Below are 16,981 nucleotides of genomic sequence, written 5' to 3'. Positions count from 1 at the left end.
AACTAACGCGTTTCATTAACACTATCTATAAATTTAAGTAGTGCAGTTCTCCCACTCTCTGTATTCTTATAGATACCTGCATCTTCTAATATACGGACAAATTTATCACCTATCGAATTTTTTATTAATAAATCCGTATCAATTATATTTTCTTCCGTTTGTTTCATTTTTAATTCTATTGCCCACTGATGGTGAATGTCTTTTACTTCGTCTAATGAAATAATGTCATTAAGGTATTTTTTTATTTGATTTACTTCATCAATAAGTCGTGGAGGCAGAATAGCTAACCCCATGACTTCAATTAGCCCTATATTTTCCTGTTTAATATGTTGAACATCTTTATGAGGGTGGAATATCCCATCAGGGTATTCTGTCGATTTCCTGTTATTTCTTAACACCATATCGAGTTCATAACAATTATCATTTTTTCTTGCAATAGGTGTAATTGTATTATGTGGCTCCCCATTAGAATGCGAAATAATGTCTACAGTTTCATCTGAATATTCGCGCCACACATTTAAAATATCTTTTGCTGCAGCACATAGCGTTTCTGAAGTTTCTGACTTTAATCGGATTACTGTCATTGGCCATTCTACTAACTCTGCATTAACATTTGGATGATGTATGAGGTTTACTTTAGCATATGACTTAGCCTGTTCCATTGGAAAAACATGCCTTCCACCTTGGTAATGATCATGAGCTAAGATAGACCCTCCTACTCCAGGTAAATCAGAATTCGATCCTACGAAATAATGAGGAAATATATCTAAAATCTTAAATAAATTAGAGAATGTATTCTGATTGATTATCATGGGAATGTGTTTTTCATTTAAAAAAATACTATGTTCATTGTAATAAACGTAGGGAGAGTACTGAAAACCAAAAGTTTCATCACCTAAATCGATACGAATCACTCGGTGATTTTGTCTTGCAGGATGATTTGAATTCCCATGATACCCCTCATTTTCCATACACAGCGCACAACTAGGATACTTTGTTTTGGGTGTGTTTTTGGCCAATTCAATATCTGCGATTGTTTTTTCTGGTTTAGAAAGATTTATTGTAATTTGAAGCGTTCCATAACTAGTTTCCCTTGTAAAAGCAACATTGCGAGCAATGTTTCTGGTTTTAATGTAGTCATTAATTTGAGAAATTTGATAAAAATAATCAGTAGCTTTCTTTTTATCTTCTTTATAAAACTTCCAAAAATTTTGATTAACTACAGAAGGAATGGGCGTAATTAAATCCATTATTTTTGCTTCAAATTGATCACGAATATAACTTAATGAAGTTATAATGTCTTTTGATATAGCATATTCTACAATAGTATCCATAGGATTTAATAAACTAGACCCTAGGTCTGTTAGTTCTAATTGTTCACCCTCACTAATCTCTACATATGCAAATAACTGGTTAGTGATATAGAATCGATCCATTGGCTGAATAAGTTTTAATTTTATTGCAATCAAAGTAAACTCATTAATTGCTTTGATTACTTGTCTTGTATCTATCATGTCATCCTCCAATCACAAGTTTCTTCTAATATCCATTTGGGTTTTGCTTTTGCCAATTCCAAGAATCACGACACATTTCAATCAATTCTTTTTCTGTCTCCCAGTTTAATTCTCGTTTCACCTTACTAACATCAGCATAATTTATGGCGACATCTCCTGCTCTTCGTGAGCATATTTGGTAATTTATTACTAAATTATTAGCTTTCTCAAAAGCATTAACTAATTCTAGTACGCTCACTCCACTACCAGTTCCTAAATTATATGTATGTAACCCAGGCATTTGATTTATTTTCTGAATTCCTCTAACATGACCTTTTGATAGATCCACTACATGAATATAATCACGAACTCCTGTTCCATCAGTCGTTTCATAATCATCACCAAAAACACTTAATTTTTCACGTTTTCCAACAGCAACTTGAGTAATATAAGGCATTAAATTGTTTGGTATTCCTTTCGGATCTTCTCCGATTAATCCTGATTGATGTGCACCTATAGGATTAAAATAACGGAATATAATAATATGCCAACGTGAATCAGTATTACTAATATCATTCAATAAATTCTCTATAACAATTTTAGTGTAGCCATACGGATTATTTGCTTCATTAGTCGGGTACTCTTCTTTTAATGGCGATGGATTATTCATTCCATAAACAGTCGCAGAAGAACTGAACACTAAGTTAAACACGTTAAATTCATTCATAACTTGTATTAAGTTTATGCTAGATAGAATATTGTTTTCGTAATATTTCAATGGATTACTTACAGATTCTCCAACTGCTTTATAACCAGCAAAATGTATTACTGCCTCAACATTGTTTTCTTGGAAGATTTTCCTTAATGCTTGTTTATCTTTTAAGTCAACTCGATAAAAACGAGGGGTCTTTCCACTTATATTGGCAATTCTATCTAATACTTTATCATCGCTGTTAGATAGATCATCAACAATAACAACTTTATAATCTAATTCTAAGAGCTCGACAACTGTATGACTTCCAATATAACCAGTACCCCCTGTAACTAATACAGCCATTTTAAATCCTCCTTAATAAATTTTCTTTGCTCCATCGCCTATTTCAGCGATATACATTTCTGGTGAATAGCCTATGATATCAGTGTACTCTTGAGTTATTACCTGAATTGCTAAGTTCACTTCTTCTTTATTAATTAGAGCGATAGCACATCCTCCCATCCCAGCACCAGTCATCCTAGATCCGAGAACACCAGGTTGTTGACGCGCTAAGCCAACCAACGTATCAAGTTCTAATCCAGTTACATCATAATCATTGCGCAAACTTTCGTGAGATGCGTCTAATAACTCACCAAATTTAATTAAATCCCCGTTACTCAAAGCCTCTTTTGCAAGAATAGTCCTATTATTCTCTGTTACAACGTGTCGTACCCTTTGGTATAACATTTTATCCTCTAAAAGTTGTTCAATTAACTGTAAATCATTTATTGATAATTCACAAAGATTCTTAATTCTTTTATGTTCTTGTATTATTTGCAGAGCCTTATCACATTCTGCTCGTCGCTGATTATACTTTGAGTCAGATAATTTTCGCTGTTTATTAGTATTCATGATCAAAATTAAATTATCACCAAAATCGGCATCAATCACACTGTAGTCAAGAGTGTCTGTATTTAGAAAGATTGCTTTATCTTTTTGCCCCATTCCAACCGCAAATTGATCCATTATTCCGGAATTTACACCAATAAATTTATTTTCTGTTAGTTGTCCTATTTTTACCAAGTCTTGTCTGTTTAATTTACTTTGATTTATATCATTTAAAATAATGCCAATGAGTAATTCAATTGATGCTGAAGAACTAAGTCCTGCTCCGTTCGGTATATTTCCATATATTAACAGGTCAAATCCTTTTGATTTTTCTCCTGTTAGGTTCATAAAATATTTTGCAGTACCTTTAACGAAATTTGCCCAATCATCTTCTTTTTTGTATTGAATATTGCTTAAATTAATGTCAATAATACCTTTATCCGGAAAATTAATTGAATAAGCTCGTATTTGATTGTCATCTCTAATTTTGATTAGTCCGTAACTTCCGTAAGTGATTGCAGCAGGTAAAACATAACCGCCATTATAATCGATATGCTCACCAATTAAATTTACTCTCCCCGGTGAAATATAAGCGTTTGACGGGGTTTCCTCAAAAATCTCAAAAAATTCTTTTTCTAAATCTTTTAGTTTCATAATGTTTTCACCTAACCAATCATATGTTTTAACTCGTAACTTGTTTCTGATTCATACGGTATATCTGTTTTTAATACAATATCACCAAAATTTTCCTGATTAATGGCATCAGGTAATTCCTGCGTTTCAAGGGTAATTCCCGAATATTTTTGTAACGGATAACCCCAAATTCTCAGAGGTTTACTGATTTCTTGGTGACTGTACACTACCACTGCCGGTAAAGTAGTCTTCATATTTATTTTTATTCCTGTTAACGGTGATTCTAAACTCGCAATATTCTCTCCATTTTGAAAAACGAAAGGATGATCTAATCCGCCAATTAATTCTATTTGTTGATGCGACTGTGTAATTATTTCACTTATTTGTTTGGATTTTCTTAAATCAAAACCTGTACCATCTACCTTTTCTAAGTGTCCAACAGGAGTTACATCCTTATTGACAGGTGCAAACTGGCCTGCATTAATTGCTAGTAAATGATTTGTAACTGGTTCTGTATTGTTACCATTTAAATTAAAATAAACATGATTAGTTGGATTAAATAACGTATCCTGATCTGTTTCTGCTTGATATTTAATTGTCCAATTATTATTGTCATCAAAAATATGAGTGATATATATTTTTACATTCCCAGGATATCCATTGCTATCTTTTTCGCTCTCTAACATAAAAATAATAGAAACAGAATTATCTTCTTTCTTAATTTGATAATCCCATTGCATCATATCGAAACTATTTGGTCCACCGTGCAAATGATTCTTACCATCATTTGTTGATAATTGGTATTCAATTCCATTTAAATGGAAATGACCTCCCTTTATTCGCCCTGCAACACGGCCTACGCTTGCTCCATAGTAGTAACTTCGCCCTTCATAGGCATGTTTTGCATCTTCAAAACCAAGAATTATATTAATAAAGTTATTATATCTATCTTTTGTTATCCAACGATTAATTCTTGCACCCAAATTAGAAAAGCTAATAACAGTGCCATGTTTATTTGTAATAAATATTTCTTTATACTCAACATTATTTAAACTTCCAAATGATTTTTCTTCTACTATCAATAATATTTCTCCTTAAGTTGACTCTTTTACCTGTCTAAACAGAACAGTTTAAAATTCTTTTTCCTCCGAACTAGGTCCATCTACTTTTAATATTCCGTCTTCAAAATAGATTGGGTCTATCGCCATACGACGGTCCCCGGTTGGATTATCTGGATCTGTGTGTATATGATAAACAATATAAAGTTCTTCATTGTTAGGTCCAACGGTTATACTATTATGTCCCGGACCAGAAATACCATTTTCTAAATCAGATGATAATATTGGGTTATCTTTGTATTTCTCAAACGGGCCTAATGGATTATCCGACACTGCGTAGCCCACTGCATATTCTGGTCCTCCGTAATAGTTCGCTGAATATGTTAAATAATATTTATCTTCATGTTTAAGAACAAATGGACCCTCGTTCCAAAGAATATCGCCTTCTAATCCTTCCCACTCTTGACTGGGACCAAACAAAAATGTCGGTTCTCCTACTAAACTACTTAAATCACTAGACATCTCTTGAACAAACATTTCGCTTGTTTTTATACCATTAATAATATTTTCTGAGTTATCCTTAACGTAGTACATATATATTTTATCGTCGTCATCTTTGAATATATGAGCATCAATATAAGATCCTTTCTCTTCTATCAAATCAGAATTGATATCTTCAAAAGGCCCCGTAGGACTTTCGGACTTTGCAATAGCAGTTCTTAAACTTCCATTATATGCCCGAGCGCTGTATGTCATATAATATTCATTTTCATGTTCAAATACTTCGGGTGCCCAGAAATCGTAAGTTGCCCATTTATTTTCAAATGTTCTATGATCTAAAGCGACTCCGGCATCCACCCAATCAACTAAATCATTACTCCTCCATACTCGAAAGCCAAAATTTGGTTCTGAAGTTGCATACATATAATATTCATCGTTGGTTTTTAACACAAACGGATCTCCAATATTTGACATTTCACCTACTGGATTTTGATAACTTTCTGTAGCTTTTATTTCTAAATCTCTAAAAATAATGGTTGAGATTAAGATAAGTGAGAAAATCGTTAGTAATCCTCCAAATTTATTCAGTTTCATATAATCACACCTTTAGATTTTTTCATTGATTTCTTTAATCAGATTTAAGTCTACTTTAGGTCGACGATCGAAAGTTAATAGTCCATTCGTTTCTTGTTCAACGTCGGTCAGTTGGGTATAACAATATCCTCTTAGTGCTTGTGATTTTTTTATTGCATCTATTACTCTCTCATAATCAGCAAGAAATGCTTCTTTAGTATTTGCACTTGTATATCCCCAAGCGTTATCCCAAACTTCATCAGGGTTAAAAGATATACCTCCGAATTCGGTTAGCATTAACGGCTGCCCCTTATATTCATAGCCTTCAACTATGATATTACGTTGGGCAGGCATAGCTGTAGTTAGGTTTTCAGTAGTACTGATGTCATTAACATACTTTTGATATTTTTCAATTTCATCAACATTCCCATGTGAATAATTATGGACGCCTAGAATATCTGTTTTTATCATCTCCCAACCATCATTTACTATAACTAAACGAGTTTGGTCTAATGATTTCACAAAATAATAAAGGGTTTGTAGAAAATCTTGTTGTTGCTTGTCGTAGTTAACTTCTGAAATTCCCCAGCTTTCATTGGCAGGAGTCCATGCAATAATAGATGGATGATTGTAATCTCTCTCAATAATCTCTTTCCATTCATTCACGACTAAAGGTACCATTTGTGTGTTGTAATTCGCAGGAGAGGCACTCTCTCCCCAAACAACAAATCCAAGTTTATCAGCATAATAATAATACAATGGGTCTTCAACTTTTTGGTGTTTTCTTGCTCCATTAAATCCCATTTCTTTAGCTAACTTTATGTCTTTTTCAAAATCTTTGTCTTCTGGTGCCGTCATTAGGGTATTTGGCCAATAGCCTTGATCCAATATCAATTTTTGATAAAATGGGCGATTATTTAGAAATATTTGATCGTTTTCAATATGGATTTTTCGCATTCCAAAATAACTTTCCACTTTATCCATGAGTTTATTCTCAACAAAAAGTTTTAGAGTTACATCAAATAAGTTTGGTGCTTCTGGTGACCATGTTCTTCCAAATCCATGAGCATTTTTATTCATAATTTTTCCAGACATTACGTCAAAATTAAATATTTGCTCAGTCGATAAAATCTTTGATCGTGTTTGTACAATCAATTCACCTTTGAACTCAATGATGATTTCAAGTTCCATTTCTTCTGTTAGTTCACTAAAAATCGGTTTAATTTCTACAGATTCATCATCTAATTTCGGTGTTATTTTCATGGAATCAACATGAATAGTATTTATTTGTTCAAGCCAAACTGTTTGCCAGATACCAGTAGTATTTGTATACCATATCGATTCAGGTTGGACATTCCAATATTGTTTACCTCGTGGTATCCATTCCCTATCAGTATAGTCTTCCACACGAACCGTAACGGCATTTTCTCCTTCAATAATCGCATGAGATATATCGAACTTAAAACTAGTATGACCACCAATATGTTGTCCAATATGAATTTCATTTACATAAACATCTGCGATATAATCGACTGCACCAAAATGCATTACGGTAGTATCAGTCAACTTTTCTATAGTAAAAGTTTTTTTATACCAAAGTACCTCACAATTTTTTTTATGGTTTAGTCCTGATTTTTTACTTTGGTAGACATAGGGTACTTCAATATTTTCCGAAAATTTTACATCTTGTTTAAAATACTTATTACTTAAACCTTGATTTTTATAATCGAATTCAATTTGCCAATCTCCATTTAAATTGATCCACTTTTCTCTTTGAAATTGTGGGCGTGGGTAGTTATTTCTCATATCATTCTCCTTATTTTATGCCTGATGCAGTATCATTTTGTATAAAGAATCGTTGCGCAAAGACAAAGACAATTAATGCAGGTATAGTAGCAATTACTGTCGCTGCCATCATTCTTCCTGGATTAACAAAATTCGCACCTTGCACTAGATTGGCAACTCCAACCGTAACTGTTTTCATTTCTGTACTATTCGTTACAAGCGATGGCCATAAAAAGTCATTATATATAGCCAAAAATGTCATTATTGCTAGAGTGGTAGTCGGCCCTTTGATTGAAGGTAAGATAACATGTCTTAATATTTGCCATCTTGATGCACCATCTAATGCAGCTGCTTCTTCCAATTCTCCTGGGAAGGACTTTAAAAAATTGTAAATCATATAAACTCCCATTGAACTCGATGTGTAAATGACAATTAATGGTATATAAGTATCAATGACTCCAATTTCTTGCATTATAAAGAAATTTGGAAATAGTGTAACAATACCCGGAATTGTTAACGATGCAATCACAATAAATAATGCTATATTCTTGAAAGGTAAATTCAATCTAGCTAAAGCATACGCTGCTAATACATCGATTGTTACTACTATTGTTGTTCCAACAACTGTAACTAGTGTAGTATTTAATAACCAACGTATCATTGGTGATGTAGACGTGTCTTCTAATAAACTTTGATAATTCTCCATTGTCCAACTTTGTGGCACCAACCCTGCACTTGATAGAGATTCCGACATGGATTTAAATGAAGTAAAAAACATATAAAGTAATGGAACTATGAAAAAGATAGCCATTATAACCGCAATGATTAAAGCTAATTTATTTGACTTCTTCATTGATTTCATTTTTGTTCACCTCTTCGCTCAACTACTAATTGAATCACGGACACAAGCATAATTATAATACCTAATAAGACAGCCATTGCAGAACCCATACCAAGGTTATTCTGATTAAATATAGTTTGTTGTATAACCATTATTACCGACATGGTAGACTGAGCTGGCCCTCCGCCAGTAATTAAAAGTGATTGACCATATAGATTGAAAGATGCGATTACAGTCGTTAAAATAACAAACATCGTTATATTTTTAATTGATGGAAGTGTAATATGTCTGAATTTATCCCACGCATTCGCCCCATCGATAGACGCTGCTTCATACAATGCAGGATCCAAATTATCCAATGCATTACTAAATAAAATCATATTATATCCGACCGTCCACCACACTGTTGTTACTATAATTACTGCCCAAGCATATGGTTGTTGATTTAACCATTGAATAGCTGGCAAGTTAACTTCAGAAAGTAACTGATTAATATATCCACCATTACCATTAAATAACCATTTAAAAATAGACGATACAGCTGTTACTGAAACCCCATATGATATGAAGAAAATCGTTCTAAATATATTTTTTACCCAGCCATTTAAATTATGGATTGTTAGTGCTAAACCTAAACTAATAAGAACCAAAGGAATAACACTGAACACAACGAAAATTAGCGTATTTCCCATACCTAGATAAAATCTACTACCAAATACTCCGTCTCCTTGTATCAAGGTTTGATAATTATTTAATCCTACAAAACCTTGATTTCCTGCGAATACACTATATTGATGCAAACTTGTAAAAACCCCAAATGAAAAAGGTATTAACCAAAATAATACAAAAGCAATTAAAAATGGTAAAAATAGGAGAAAAGCTGACCACTTTGTTTTGCGATTTATATACATATTTATCTCTCCTTATATAAAAAATAGAGTAAAGTTTTACCGCTGATTCTAACTACAATCAGTTTGCTTTGGATGAACTTTACTCTATTAATTTTATTTAATGAATCTGCTACTTAATTAGTTATTCAACACTACCTGTACTACCAATTTCTTGTGCTTGTTGTGTAGCCATTTCTAACTCAACCATTAAGTCTTCCACTGTCAGACCCTCTTCACGAACTATACGGCCAAAAACAGTTTCATTCATATAACGAATTTGTTCTCCAAATTGATATACTTGTGGTGCTGCAACATAGTTATCAAATTGTAATTGATTTTGGTATGATAACGGTAATTCTTCTTGACGCTCTTCTACTAAAGCCATTGTGTCATTATGTAAAGGCGCTTGTCCTGACTCAGCCCAATGGATTAAATTTTCTGGTGTATATAGGTATTCAAAGAATGCTGAAATACCTGCTTTAGTTTCATCATCTTGAACATTCGACGACACTGAGATATTGTGACTATTACCATAAATAGCTTGTTCATTTCCTAATACAGGGATTTGACCAATTCCTAAGTTTTCACCATACGTATCACTAACTGCTTGATAATACCAAGGTCCAGTTAATGCTACTACACTTTGCGCTGCATCGTTTTCAGCATCAGACATAAACGTTTGGAATTCCCCATCTAATCCTAAACCAGCTGGTGAAATATTCTCTGTATAAATCATGTCATGATAAATCATTAATGCATCTGCCATTTCTTGTTGTGCGAAATTTAGGTACCCTCCACCATCTAAGTCAACACCATTTTGGGCTGCGATTGTCAGTATATAGAATTCAACTAAACCAGTATCTGGTATTCCTAATGCATATAAATTTTCATTGATAGCTGAAACTTCTTCATTAATTGAAACTAAATCTTCATAGTTTTCTGGAGCTTCTTCTACAAACTCTTTATTATAAAAAGTGGTCAATGGATGAATGTCTAATGGGACTCCAAAAGTACCATCCTCAAATCCAACGATATCTTCTGAAACAGGATGAAAATCATCCATTGATAAACCTGCTTCATCTAAGAACGGTGTCACATCTTGAATTAATCCATCTGCACGATAAGTTGCTAAGTTTGTTCCGTGCATTACAACTAAATCAAAATCACCAGTTACATATTGAACATAGTGGTCAACTTCTTGGACTTCATTAATAAAATACTGGTCCTGTGATTCATTGAACCCGTCTGTAATTTGCTTCATAAAAGCGCCATCGCCACCGGTAAATCCATTAAGAAAATCAATCTGAACCCGATCTTCTTGAGCTTGAACCTCAACAGATGTGTTAGACAGTGAAGTAAAACTAAATACAGAAGAAGCAGTTACGATCGCCAAAAGGGATTTCATCATTTTTTTCATTTTCCATTCTCCTTTTATTAACTAATAGTTCTCAATTTGTACAAATTGTTTGGTAAGCCCTTACATATTTATTATATTAGTACGACAATTAATACTCAATGCAACTTCGAAAAATATATAGATTTTTTTGAGCTTTTTATGTTAGAATAGTTAATAAAACCGCTTTCATTTAGTTGAGTGCGCGTTTTTTTGAACAGAAAGGTGAATAATCATGGATATAAATTTAACTAGTGAAAACTTACCTATTATCAAAGCCTTGGCCAACGAAACACGAATCAATATATTATCTCTATTAAAAGAGCGTCCTTTAAACGGAACACAAATATCTCATTTATTAGATTTAAGTCCATCAATTATTAATAGACATTTAAAACAATTAGAAGAAGCAAAAGTAATTCGCCTGCAATATATTGAAGGAACAGAACGTAAACAGAAATATTATATTATTGCAATTGATGAGTTACGTATAACTTTTCCTATCCGAATTTATGAAAAATATCAAAAAAAAATAATCGATATTTCAGTTGGGAGTTTTTCAAACTTTAAAGCTAAGCCTACTTGCGGCTTAGCTAGTGATGAAGGATATATCGGGGTTTTAGATGAGCCGAAATACTTTATGGTGCCTGAAAGAATTAACGCACAACTATTATGGCTCTCTTCTGGATTTATAGAATACAACTTTTTTAATCCTGTCACTTCTTCTTCAAAAGTTCATCTCATTGAAATCAGCTTTGAGATTGCTTCTGAATTCCCTGGTAGCAATTACGTATGGCCATCAGATATAGACTTCTTGTTTAATAACGTAAATATTGGCACTTGGACTTCACCTGGAAACTATGCTGATGTTCGAGGTCATTATACACCTTCGTGGTGGCCAGATAGCAATAGCCAATACGGTCAATTAAAAACGATTCGTATTACGCCTGAAGAAACTCAAATTGATGGAGAAAAAATATCAAACTTTAAGCTTTCAAATATTAACTTCGATCTTACTTTTTTTACTTTACGATTTTCGAATACTGAAAAAAATTTAAACAACGGGGGAATTACTCTTTTTGGAGAAAAATTCGGTAATTATTCACAAAATATCAGAGTAACAGTCTATTATAATGATTAGTAAATTATAATAATGAAATTATCTAATTTTTTAATCTGCGTCAATCACTTCCCTACACCACTTCTACCCCCATCAACCCAACCAAACCTAAGGCTTGTTCCCTGGACACTCGGCAACCTTTCAAGTCTTCGATGGCAACTCGGATTGAGTCAAAGTTTGATGTGCTAAGGTTGATGTCTTTTAAAGGTGTATGATCAAAGGTAATGTCATTGAGTTCACACTCTTCAAAGTTGACTTGCTTTAGTTTACATTCAAAGAAGGCTGCTTCTTGAAGTGACGACTCTTGAAAGTAGACTCGCACTAACTTTGAATCCGCGAATGTAGATAAGTTTAAGATTGCCTCTTGGAATAGTGTGTCACCTAACATGGTTTCAGAGAACTGAGTTCCGAGTAACTTACAATTTTCAAACTCTACTCGGTGAATGGATGCTTGGCTTAGATTTACATTCGAGAAGTCACAGCCGATAAAGCGCACATCAGTCAGATCTGCATCACTTAAATCCATATCGTTGAATATACCGTCACGAATGACGCAATTATATAATCGCACTTGTTCCACCTGAACGGTTGTAAAGTCAGGTTCATTCAAATCATAGCCATCTAGTTCTAAGATATAATCATGGGGTTGGTATAAGTCTTTTAACTCTTTTTCTTCTAAATCCGCTTGTATTACTGGTCGTTTAATTCGCATCATCTCGCACCCTTCTTTTTACTTATGGCTATTGTAGCATAGGCTCTATCTTTTTCTCATCCTTCTTTGATTATCAATTGCGACTCTTTGCGTATTCTGTTAGACTTTTTCTTATTAGTCATTTAAAGGAGGTCACCCGATGCTTATAAATTTAGTAGACAAGGATCCTGATGTAATAAAGGCTGTCGCTGATTTGTGGTTAACTGTGAATTTGGAAGTGCATGATTTTGTTGACCCAGCCTATTGGACCAGTCATTATGATGATGTGCTCTCAGCTTTTCATGAAGCGAATATGGTGCTTTATCAAGAAGACAATCGACTGTTAGGCTTTGTTGGTATAACGGGAGACTATATTGCGGGTATTTTTATTGAGAAGGAGAGTCGACACAGAGGCATTGGAAGCCAGTTGTTGACTTATTTAAAAAGCCAACACAAATCTTTGACACTTTCTGTTTATTCACGCAATTCGCAGGCGATACAATTTTATAAAAGGCATGGTTTTCAATTTATTGAGGAGTGTTTAGATGAAGAAACTCACGAGAAAGAATGGCTAATGACCTGGACAGCAACTTAGATTATCAAAGCCCCCAACCAAACTCAATATGAACTGCCCCCTGTCAAGTAGACAGGTAAATAATAAAAATAGTTAAGGCGAATCTTCAGATTCGTCTTTTCTTTATATAGGTTTGGATGCCCTTCCATTTCATTAAGTGCTAGACACACTTATGATTAACAGCGGCTTGTTGAAAGTGATTTAAATAAATAGTCCTACGACGATAGCCATAAATTCCATTACATGTTTTATGTGCTTCATGAATGAATACTATTATTTTTTTAAGCGCAATTCTGTATGTGACGGTTGATGATTTAACCATTTATAATAGCTCGATTGGCTCACTTTTAATGCTTGGCACAGCCAGATTACTTTTTAGGCTTTTTCTTCGTGAAATTTTTTAATCGTTTGTTACTCTGCTTCAAGCATTCTTTGGCTAACATCTACTCTCTTTCCACTTCATGTAATGTTTTTAAGGCATCTTTTCCATTTCTAGCTACTCATTTCGAGCTTTAAGGGCCTTATTTTTAACGTTTAACCGTTCTTCGTCTGTTAATATTGCAGTGGTTTTGATCTACCTCGGCTGTCGATAAGACTGCCAAGACCATGTTTCTTATATATGTTCACCCATGCGTAAACATTATTATATGAAACTTTAAACTTTTCTGACGTCTCTCTATATGACAGGTCGTTATTTAGATAGTCTTGAACAATATTTAGTTTTTCTTCGTAAGTCTTTGTTTCTTTCATCAGTCACATCTCTGACTCTGAATTGTAGGATTGATTTAACTCACTTTTTTATGGCGTGAAAGAAAAAGGTTATCATTGATAAAGAGTACCAATAAATAACGTTATTATCACGTTGTTACGAGAGCAATGAAAAAGCAATAAAGTATGGACGGAACCAACTACACGCATTCTTAATTCTCTCCTTCTCTGTATTAGAATCTATTCTCGCTATCGCTATGGATAACTATCCTACAGTGGATAATGATTTGCTTGAAACGTTCTTAGTCATTGACTGGGCCGGTAAACTTCAGCAGCTTGTTCGACAAAAGAAAGAAATTCAAAAAAACTCATTAGTCGGTGAATTAACAGCTGCTCTTTGAATGCGGAGTTAGGCGATATTACACGATTTGATAATCATAGGCAACTCAATGACTCAATGCCTTTGTTGGCATAGATATCCGTCGGTTTCAACCAGGTGAGTCGCCTAATTACGATAAAATTAGTATATGTGGGAATACATCGGCTAGAAAAACACTATATGTTGTCATAACAAATATGGTTCGTTCACAAACGTCAGGTCCGAATCATATCGATGATTATTATTATTGAGCAAAAAAACAACCTCACACTAAAAGCATAAGGTCGTTCTGATTGGATGTCAGGACCGATTTCTAAGATCCATTCACTATTTAGCACTACATGGGAAAGTATATGAATAATTAAATTGTACCAAGTTTCTACAAAAAGTAGTCTTTTGAAGAATTATTCGGTATGCCTATTATTCTACTGATGTCTCTCTGAATAGTACTTGACTAAAAGTAGGGATAGGACCTGGTTTACAAGTCCTATCCATTATATTAGAAGGTATTTTATTGTTTAGGTGTATAAATTAAATGTTCATTTAAGAAAGCAGTAAAGCCTAATTCACTTAATTCACGACCATAACCTGAGTTTTTAACGCCACCGAATGGTAATTCTGGCAGTGAGGTCCAACCAGAGTTCATAAAGGACATCCCTGTCTCCACTTTTTCGGCAATTTTGCGAGCGTGGTCTAAATCCTCACCATAAACTGAACCACCAAGCCCATAACTAGAATCGTTAGCTAACTCTACCGCCTCATCTTCATCTTTAACTTTATGAACGATAGCTACGGGACCAAAGATTTCTTGATTAAAGATTGGGTTGTCTTTTGTAATATCAGTCAATATCGTTTGCATTACAAAGTTACCTGGATGGTCAATCGGCTCGTTACCATAAACCACTTTTGCTCCATTATCAACTGCTAATTGAATTTGTTCTAAGACGTCTTCCTTCGCTTTGGCTGATGATAGTGGGGCTAAAGTTGTTTCTGGATCCATTGGGTCTCCCCATTTAACTCCTTTGAAGCTTTCAACTAATATCTCTAAGAATGCATCATAATTTTTCTCTGTCACGATGAAACGTTTAGAAGAAGTACACACTTGCCCGGCATTATTCAAACGTAAGCCTGGTAGTAATTCTTTTAGGCCATCTAAGTTCGCATCATCCAAGACGATAAATGCATCATTACCACCAAGTTCTAAAGTCGATTTCTTCAAGTTACGTCCGGCAATCTCAGCAATCGTTGCTCCCCCACGTTCAGAACCTGTTAGACAAACACCTGAAACACGCGGATCAGCAATCACTTTAGCAACTTGATCATAATCTGCGAATAAGTTCTTATAGGCTCCTTCTTGCCCGCCAGCTTCTTTTACTAAATCTTCAAAGGCTTGAGCAGATCCTGGACAAATGGAAGCATGCTTAAGAACCATTGGGTTACCTGCTACATAGTTTGGTGCAAATACGCGCATAATTTGGTAGTAAGGGAAGTTCCATGGCTCCACTGCCATAATCACCCCTGTTGCTTGGCGCACGACATAAGCGTCTCCTGTATCTGTTTCAAAAGGAATTGGTTTCAGGAATTCGTCAGCCTTATCAGCATAGTATTCTGCAATGGAAGCAGATAATTCGACTTCACCCTTAGCTTCTTCGAATAATTTACCCATATCTTTTGTCATAATCTCAGCGTATTTATCGATATCACGACGTAAAATTTCAGCTACTTTATATAAGACCGCTTTTCTATCTTCTAATTGCCCCTCTTTGCGCCATTGTTTGTATAACCTGTGCCCATTCTCTAGATGTTTCTCAATCTCCTGATCCGAAATATTATCATATGTCTTCAAAACCTCGTTAGTAAAGGGATACTTTGTTTCATATGCCATAAAATAATTCCTCCTTAGAATGATATATATTTTTATTATAACACAAATGATAGCGCTTGCTAGGATTTGGCTCATAACCCACTATGATAATTTATAATCACATATAAATTTATACAATTAATTGTAAGAGGTTTCATTAATAACTCTAAAACGAATAATATTTTCTTTACGCTATCAATCTCTAAATTAAAATCCGTTATAGTACATCCATTGCCACATGTCACTACTCCCGTTACAATCCGAAATAACTCCCTCTTGAATATATTTGTAAATTAGAAGATGGGGCGTCGTGAGTGGCTGCCACGGTCTGCTTTCTAGATTTCGGTGCGTAGCAGGAGGGTGCCACGCTCCATTTCAAATAATTCGGACCGTCGCAGGGAGGCACCACGCTAAAGTTTGACAAAACGGACCATTTCGAAGGATCGCGACGCCCTCAAGCCTTGAAATCAAATAATCTAGATAAAAAAAAAACGACCAGTAACTTTCCACAGTCTCTAGCAGTTTAGTTGTTTTAATCTTAGCATCTATTTATTTTTAATCATCCAGGACGAATATACCCGTTCCTAAGATAATTCCTCCGTGACGGTTGCTAAAGTAGCCAGTAATATTTGTGGACTTGAGATAGAATATTCTTCACGGTGATGTTTCCTAAAGCAAATAAATCAATCCCAACTTCTTCTGATAATTTACCTTCTTCAACAATGTTTCGCAATGACTCTTCGAAGCCACTACGCTCCCCCGTACGACTATCTAACGCCACTTCACCAAATGTATCTAAACCTAACTATAACTTATGTATATTCATATAGTAAAACCATCTCTGTGCTGTTTTTTATTATGCACATCATTCTAATTGTTATTTGAATTTGATGTAG

At 34.3% G+C, this 16,981-nt stretch carries 15 protein-coding genes; 2 read left to right on the top strand and 13 right to left on the bottom strand.

Features of this window, described 5'->3' with window-relative positions; translation table 11 throughout:
- Window positions 1–2: 2 nt before the first annotated feature.
- The 9 genes from HW423_RS01365 to HW423_RS01325 form a co-directional block, all read right to left on the bottom strand.
- Window positions 3–1,514 carry a UDP-glucose--hexose-1-phosphate uridylyltransferase gene (locus HW423_RS01365; protein ID WP_218930161.1) on the bottom strand — a complete coding sequence of 504 codons (1,512 nt, stop codon included), beginning with the start codon at window positions 1,512–1,514 and terminating at the stop codon, window positions 3–5.
- Between the two features lie 25 nt (window positions 1,515–1,539).
- Entirely contained in the window at window positions 1,540–2,550 is a 1,011-nt protein-coding gene (gene galE, locus HW423_RS01360) for a UDP-glucose 4-epimerase GalE (protein WP_218930160.1), read from the bottom strand.
- 12 nt (window positions 2,551–2,562) lie between these two features.
- Window positions 2,563–3,729, bottom strand: a complete 1,167-nt coding sequence (locus HW423_RS01355) for a galactokinase (RefSeq protein WP_218930159.1) — start codon at window positions 3,727–3,729, stop codon at window positions 2,563–2,565.
- 11 nt (window positions 3,730–3,740) lie between these two features.
- Entirely contained in the window at window positions 3,741–4,790 is a 1,050-nt protein-coding gene (locus HW423_RS01350; RefSeq protein ID WP_218930158.1) for an aldose epimerase family protein, read from the bottom strand.
- A 48-nt stretch (window positions 4,791–4,838) separates the two neighbouring features.
- On the bottom strand, window positions 4,839–5,861 hold the full coding sequence (locus tag HW423_RS01345) for a glycoside hydrolase family 43 protein (protein WP_218930157.1): 1,023 nt from the start codon (window positions 5,859–5,861) through the stop codon (window positions 4,839–4,841).
- Window positions 5,862–5,873: 12 nt separating this feature from the next.
- Window positions 5,874–7,646, bottom strand: a complete 1,773-nt coding sequence (locus tag HW423_RS01340) for a glycoside hydrolase family 2 TIM barrel-domain containing protein (RefSeq protein ID WP_218930156.1) — start codon at window positions 7,644–7,646, stop codon at window positions 5,874–5,876.
- A gap of 10 nt (window positions 7,647–7,656) precedes the next feature.
- Window positions 7,657–8,487, bottom strand: coding sequence for a carbohydrate ABC transporter permease (locus HW423_RS01335; protein WP_218930155.1), 831 nt, complete (start codon window positions 8,485–8,487; stop codon window positions 7,657–7,659).
- On the bottom strand, window positions 8,484–9,377 hold the full coding sequence (locus HW423_RS01330; protein WP_218930154.1) for a carbohydrate ABC transporter permease: 894 nt from the start codon (window positions 9,375–9,377) through the stop codon (window positions 8,484–8,486). Before HW423_RS01330 ends, HW423_RS01335 begins: the two co-directional genes overlap by 4 nt.
- 121 nt (window positions 9,378–9,498) lie before the next feature.
- The gene (locus tag HW423_RS01325) at window positions 9,499–10,773 is read right to left on the bottom strand and encodes an extracellular solute-binding protein (protein WP_218930153.1); all 1,275 of its coding nucleotides are present in this window, start codon (window positions 10,771–10,773) and stop codon (window positions 9,499–9,501) included.
- A gap of 211 nt (window positions 10,774–10,984) precedes the next feature.
- Here HW423_RS01325 and HW423_RS01320 point away from each other — a divergent pair, with 211 nt between their 5' ends.
- The gene (locus tag HW423_RS01320; protein WP_218930152.1) at window positions 10,985–11,890 is read left to right on the top strand and encodes an ArsR/SmtB family transcription factor; all 906 of its coding nucleotides are present in this window, start codon (window positions 10,985–10,987) and stop codon (window positions 11,888–11,890) included.
- Between the two features lie 52 nt (window positions 11,891–11,942).
- Here the strand turns inward: HW423_RS01320 and HW423_RS01315 are convergent, their stop codons facing one another.
- Window positions 11,943–12,584 carry a pentapeptide repeat-containing protein gene (locus HW423_RS01315; protein ID WP_218930151.1) on the bottom strand — a complete coding sequence of 214 codons (642 nt, stop codon included), beginning with the start codon at window positions 12,582–12,584 and terminating at the stop codon, window positions 11,943–11,945.
- A 136-nt stretch (window positions 12,585–12,720) separates the two neighbouring features.
- Here HW423_RS01315 and HW423_RS01310 point away from each other — a divergent pair, with 136 nt between their 5' ends.
- On the top strand, window positions 12,721–13,155 hold the full coding sequence (locus HW423_RS01310) for a GNAT family N-acetyltransferase (RefSeq protein ID WP_218930150.1): 435 nt from the start codon (window positions 12,721–12,723) through the stop codon (window positions 13,153–13,155).
- Between the two features lie 531 nt (window positions 13,156–13,686).
- Here HW423_RS01310 and HW423_RS11485 read toward each other — a convergent pair.
- The 3 genes from HW423_RS11485 to HW423_RS01295 form a co-directional block, all read right to left on the bottom strand.
- Window positions 13,687–13,884, bottom strand: coding sequence for a helix-turn-helix domain-containing protein (locus tag HW423_RS11485; protein ID WP_218930149.1), 198 nt, complete (start codon window positions 13,882–13,884; stop codon window positions 13,687–13,689).
- An 848-nt stretch (window positions 13,885–14,732) separates the two neighbouring features.
- Window positions 14,733–16,106 (bottom strand): NAD-dependent succinate-semialdehyde dehydrogenase, encoded by a 1,374-nt coding sequence (locus HW423_RS01300; RefSeq protein ID WP_218930148.1) that lies wholly within the window; start codon window positions 16,104–16,106, stop codon window positions 14,733–14,735.
- 589 nt (window positions 16,107–16,695) lie between these two features.
- Complete coding sequence (locus HW423_RS01295; protein WP_218930147.1) at window positions 16,696–16,866, bottom strand: hypothetical protein; 171 nt, start codon at window positions 16,864–16,866, stop codon at window positions 16,696–16,698.
- Between the last annotated feature and the right edge of the window lie 115 nt (window positions 16,867–16,981).

The organism is Ruoffia halotolerans (assembly GCF_014049385.1).
Lineage (GTDB): Bacteria > Bacillota > Bacilli > Lactobacillales > Aerococcaceae > Ruoffia > Ruoffia halotolerans.
This window is presented reverse-complemented; position numbering and strand designations above follow the sequence as displayed.

Excerpts from the sequence above, each read along its gene's own strand:
- HW423_RS01365 (WP_218930161.1), bottom strand. The coding sequence starts at position 1,514 with ATGATAGATACAAGACAAGTAATCAAAGCAATTAATGAGTTTACTTTG.
- galE (WP_218930160.1), bottom strand. The coding sequence starts at position 2,550 with ATGGCTGTATTAGTTACAGGGGGTACTGGTTATATTGGAAGTCATACA.
- HW423_RS01355 (WP_218930159.1), bottom strand. The coding sequence starts at position 3,729 with ATGAAACTAAAAGATTTAGAAAAAGAATTTTTTGAGATTTTTGAGGAA.
- HW423_RS01345 (WP_218930157.1), bottom strand. The coding sequence starts at position 5,861 with ATGAAACTGAATAAATTTGGAGGATTACTAACGATTTTCTCACTTATC.
- HW423_RS01340 (WP_218930156.1), bottom strand. The coding sequence starts at position 7,646 with ATGAGAAATAACTACCCACGCCCACAATTTCAAAGAGAAAAGTGGATC.
- HW423_RS01335 (WP_218930155.1), bottom strand. The coding sequence starts at position 8,487 with ATGAAATCAATGAAGAAGTCAAATAAATTAGCTTTAATCATTGCGGTT.
- HW423_RS01330 (WP_218930154.1), bottom strand. The coding sequence starts at position 9,377 with ATGTATATAAATCGCAAAACAAAGTGGTCAGCTTTTCTCCTATTTTTA.
- HW423_RS01325 (WP_218930153.1), bottom strand. The coding sequence starts at position 10,773 with ATGAAAAAAATGATGAAATCCCTTTTGGCGATCGTAACTGCTTCTTCT.
- HW423_RS01320 (WP_218930152.1), top strand. The coding sequence starts at position 10,985 with ATGGATATAAATTTAACTAGTGAAAACTTACCTATTATCAAAGCCTTG.
- HW423_RS01315 (WP_218930151.1), bottom strand. The coding sequence starts at position 12,584 with ATGATGCGAATTAAACGACCAGTAATACAAGCGGATTTAGAAGAAAAA.
- HW423_RS01310 (WP_218930150.1), top strand. The coding sequence starts at position 12,721 with ATGCTTATAAATTTAGTAGACAAGGATCCTGATGTAATAAAGGCTGTC.
- HW423_RS11485 (WP_218930149.1), bottom strand. The coding sequence starts at position 13,884 with ATGAAAGAAACAAAGACTTACGAAGAAAAACTAAATATTGTTCAAGAC.
- HW423_RS01300 (WP_218930148.1), bottom strand. The coding sequence starts at position 16,106 with ATGGCATATGAAACAAAGTATCCCTTTACTAACGAGGTTTTGAAGACA.